Source organism: Wolbachia endosymbiont of Atemnus politus, from assembly GCF_013309895.1.
Map to the genome: position 1 here is coordinate 1 of NZ_JAAXCS010000099.1, position 4,530 is coordinate 4,530.

The following is a 4,530-nucleotide window of genomic DNA, read 5'->3' on the forward strand; positions in this document are numbered from 1 at the left end:
ATTATTGCTTTTTAGAGCGCACAAGTTGGCATTCTTTCTGAAATCTCCTATCCAGTTTTTTTAACTAATCTTCCATTTAGCTATATCTCAAAACCCCTCCGATATTTTCGCTCACTAAGTTAACTATAGCGCTGGATTCTTTTTGAATTTCTTCTTCAGTTAAAGTGTGAGTTGGAGAGCAAAAAGTAACTGATAATGCTATGGACATCTTATTTGGCTCTATGTCATGATATACATCGAATATCAAAACTTCCATGATGAGCTCTGAGCTTTTTCTCACCATGTTGATTATATTACCTGCTGCTACGTCTTGATTTACAATAAATGCAAAATCGCGCTTTACACTTTGATATTTATAATCGATAAATTTTTTTCTACTTACAGGTAAATTTTCAATATCTTCTAGTATTACCTCAAAGCCTACAACTTTTTGCTTGATGTTAAAGAAATCCAGTATGCTTGGGTGCAGTTCTCCAAAATAACCCAATGTTTTACTTTTGAAAGAAAAGATGCCTGACTTTCCTGGGTGGTAATATTCTTTTTCTGCTCTCTCTATCGTAAAATTATTACAATTAATGTTAAAAAATTCCAAAGCCGTTATAAGGTCAGCCTTTGCGTCAAAAACATCTACTTTCCTATCAGTGTTATAATGGTTGCGCGGCAAATTATTTCCTGACCTAATTCCACTTAAAACATACTTAGGCTGATTAAGACTATCGTAAACTGGTCCAATTTCAAAAATTGCAAGATCTGGCGTTCCATGAGCAATGTTATCTGCAGTAACTTGCAATAAATTCGGCATGATACTGGGCCTCATTATATTGAAGTTGTTATTAAATGGATTATCGATGATAAATAGCTTGTCCGAATAACCAAACTTTTCAGCCGTCGATTCACTCATAAAAGACCAAGTGAGCACTTCGTGAAATCCTCTACTTGTCATTAAAATACGTAAATCATCTTGTGCATTGGTTTCTACCGTAACATTGCCTGTTAGTGGCTCTTCCTTTATTTTATCATAGCCATATATTCTCACTACCTCTTCAACTAGATCAGCGGGTATGGCAACATCTGGTCTCCAGCTTGGTACTTGTACACTCCAATTACTTTCAGTTCTTTTATCAATACTAAATCCTAGTTTTGTTAAAATATCGAATATCTCGTCAGGTGATGCAGATACACTTCCAAACTTGTTTACGTCTTGATAATCAAAGTTCACCTTGGTGTCAGCCTTATCCAGACTGCCAGCAGACACTACACTTGAGGCTTCTCCACCACATAACTCCAAAATCATCTGAGCTGCAAGATGCAGTCCATCAAAAGTGAATCCAGGATCAACTGAACGTGCAAACCTATAACTTGAGTCTGTGGAGATGCAGAGCTGTCTTGAAGATTTAGTAACAGAGATAGGGTCAAACCAAGCAGACTCTAAAAAGATATCAGTGGTTTCAAGGGTGCATTCACTGTACTTACCACCTATAATTCCAGCAATTGCATGAATATTTTTATCATCAGAAATAATGCTTACGTCTTTATTTAATAAGTATTCTTTACCATTTAAACCAGTAAATTTTTCCCCGCTGTTCGCTTTGCGTACTACAAGCTCTCCTTCTATTTTTTTTGCATCATATGCGTGCATTGGGCGGCCAAAAGATATCATAATGTAGTTAGTAATATCAACTATTGCAGAAATGGAACGCATTCCTATCGATTCCAATTTATCCTTTAACCACTTTGGGCTCTCTTTATTTTTTACATTGGCGATGTATACTCCACTGATAAAACTCTCCTCATCGGTGACTTTAACATCATTTGGTGAGTCTATAAGGCAGGTAAGTTGTGGGACGCTTAAAGCCTTTAATGTTCCAATTCCAGTTGCTGCTAAATCTCGAGCTATTCCATAGACGCCTAGGCAATCTCCACGGTTTGTAGTAACATTTATATCAATTACAGGATCGCAATTGAAAAATTTATCTCCTACTTTATAATCATCAGAAAGTTCAATTATTCCTTCACTCTCCTCTTGAATCAACGCAAGTTCAGAAGCAGAGCAGAGCATCCCCTCACTTGACACCCCCCGGATTTTTGCAGGTTTAATTGTGAAATCACTGTCTGGTAATGTGCTACCAAGAGATGCAAGTACAGTCTTCATATCTTCTCTAACATTCTGTGCTCCGCAGACTATCTGCAGAACTTTATTTCCGTCGTCTACTTTACATAGTTTTAATTTGTCAGCATTTGGGTGAGGTACGACTTCTAATACTTTTGCAACAACAAACCCAGCCAATTTGGCATTATCGATCACATCTTCTACTTCCAACCCTATATGGGTTAACTTATCAGTAATTTCTTCTAAACTGGCATTAGTTTCTAAGTGCTCTAATAACCAAGATAACGTGAATTTCATCGATCTAAAAAGAAACGAAAAAATTATTGTAACATAAAATGTAGTGATTTTAAAGCTTATTATGGGATGTGAGCGTTGTAGTGTAGCCGCGCTAAATTTTTCAATAAAAAAGTGATTTTTATGTTATGGGAAGAACTTTACACTTATCAGAACTTCTTGTTTTCATCATCAAAGTTATGCCATTACTCTCTTTGATTTCTCTGAAACCAACTTTTTCATAAGCGCGGATTGCACATACATTTGCTGTATCTGGATCAACAAAAGCATTTTTAAAAATTTTGAAGACAAATTCATTTAAAAATATATTCAAAACTTGCAGGCCAATTCCCTTGCCAATATAGTTCAGCTCTCCGATATACCAGTCTATAGCAGCACAACTTTCTGGAAGCCCTAGGGTGTTGTAATTTTGCTCTGGTGGGAAATCATGTTTATTGTAATACTGAATATATCCAATATCAGCTCCATCGCAGTTAATAATAAAACCATATATTGGTTTTTCAATAATTCGTGTCTTGAGCTCTAAGCGCTTGAACCCTTTAACGTAGTTGCCATATTTCTCTTGAATTAACTTTGGTGTCCAATTTATATCCTTATCCCACCACTTCTTTACATGAGATGTTTCTAACCATTTTAGTAGTAATGCAAAGTGTTCTTCGCTCAACGCCTTAAATGTTATTACTCTTTTCATTAAATTTATTTCTAGATTCTCTTAAGTTCGTTAAAATTGATATTTCCGGTACAGTACGATATTTAATCTTAAAACAACATTCTAAAAAACTTTTCTATGTAATTTAGTTCCTGCACGTCATTTACTGCATAAAGTGGTGCAGTTTGCTGCTCAGCACCTGGTATTTCTATCAAAACTTTGCCCACTTCTTGCCCCTTTTTAATTGGTGCAGGTATCATATCTTTATATTCAATGCGCGTCTTAATTTTGTCGTGCAGATTGCGGCTGTAGGTTATGATAACGTCATTTGCAACTGTAACGGGTACTTTTCTATCTTTTCCATATAGGACATTTATTTCCTCAACTACATCATCCTTAGTGAATATTTTCTTGGTATAGAAATAATTTAAAGAATATTGTATCAGTCTTTTTGCTTCTTCTATTCGCTCTTTCTCAGTATTTAAGCCGTTCACAACAGCAAAAATCCTTCTGTTGTTTCGTTTTGCAGATACTACGATTCCGTAACCACCAGCGTTTGTATAACCAGTTTTTAAGCCATCGACGCCAATGTCATGAAAGAGTAGAAGATTTTTATTTTTTTGTAAAATGTCGTTGTACGTTAGATATTGTTCAGAAAATAAATCGTAATATTCAGGGAAATCAGTGAAAATCCTCTTCGCCAGTACTGCCAAATCTTTTGCGCTCATGAAATGATCTTCATCGGGCCAGCCGCTTGAATTGACAAAATGACTATTGTTTAGGCCCAGTGTTTGCGCAACTTCGTTCATTTCAATCACAAAATTCTCCTCTGATCCCGCAATGCCCTCAGCTAGTGTTATGCAGGCGTCATTACCTGAAACTATTGTAATTCCTTCAAGTAATTCTTTCACTGTGACAGATTGACCTTCCCTCAAAAACATAGAAGAGCCTTTCCTTTCCCATGCTTTTCTACTTACTCGAAATTTATTTTCCATGCTTATCATACTAGCTTTTAGCTGATCGAAGGCTATATATAAAGTCATTAATTTGCTCATTGAAGATGGGGCCATTTTCTCATCGGAATTGTGCTCAAAAATGAACGAATTTGAGGTTAAATCCAAGACTACTGCCTGCTTTGCTTTGGTTCTAAATTGATATGAATATGAAGAAAAAGGAAGTGAAAAAACTAATAGCAAAATTAACAATTTACCCAATATGTTCATAGCTTTAAGTTTATAGTGCACTAATTAATAGTATGATTTTGCAGGAGTATTTCAATAGATCTCTTGCATAGCAGCACGTTGGAAAAACTCCTTGACAACCCCCGCCAACCCTTTTACAATAACAATGAAGCTAATTATTTATCTTCTCTGTACAGATTAAACGACAAAAAAACTTAGTATATCTGGCGTCTCATGTTTAATTTTTTGCATTATATGCACCTCATGTCTTTTACATTGTTGTCTACATTATCGAC

The 4,530-nt window shown here is 35.6% G+C and carries 3 protein-coding genes; all 3 read right to left on the bottom strand.

Going from position 1 to position 4,530, the window contains the following annotated elements; all coding sequences use genetic code 11:
- Window positions 1-76: 76 nt before the first annotated feature.
- A complete protein-coding gene (pheT, locus tag HET73_RS06005; protein ID WP_174133236.1) occupies window positions 77-2,407 on the bottom strand; it encodes a phenylalanine--tRNA ligase subunit beta in 2,331 nt (776 codons plus the stop codon).
- A 118-nt stretch (window positions 2,408-2,525) separates the two neighbouring features.
- Window positions 2,526-3,095, bottom strand: a complete 570-nt coding sequence (locus HET73_RS06010) for a GNAT family N-acetyltransferase (RefSeq protein ID WP_174133235.1) — start codon at window positions 3,093-3,095, stop codon at window positions 2,526-2,528.
- Window positions 3,096-3,163: 68 nt separating this feature from the next.
- Window positions 3,164-4,270, bottom strand: coding sequence for a serine hydrolase (locus HET73_RS06015; RefSeq protein ID WP_174133237.1), 1,107 nt, complete (start codon window positions 4,268-4,270; stop codon window positions 3,164-3,166).
- Window positions 4,271-4,530 lie beyond the last annotated feature (260 nt).

Bases quoted from the DNA above. Each gene is read 5' to 3' on its own strand.
- pheT (WP_174133236.1), bottom strand. From the start codon at position 2,407: ATGAAATTCACGTTATCTTGGTTATTAGAGCACTTAGAAACTAATGCC.
- HET73_RS06010 (WP_174133235.1), bottom strand. From the start codon at position 3,095: ATGAAAAGAGTAATAACATTTAAGGCGTTGAGCGAAGAACACTTTGCA.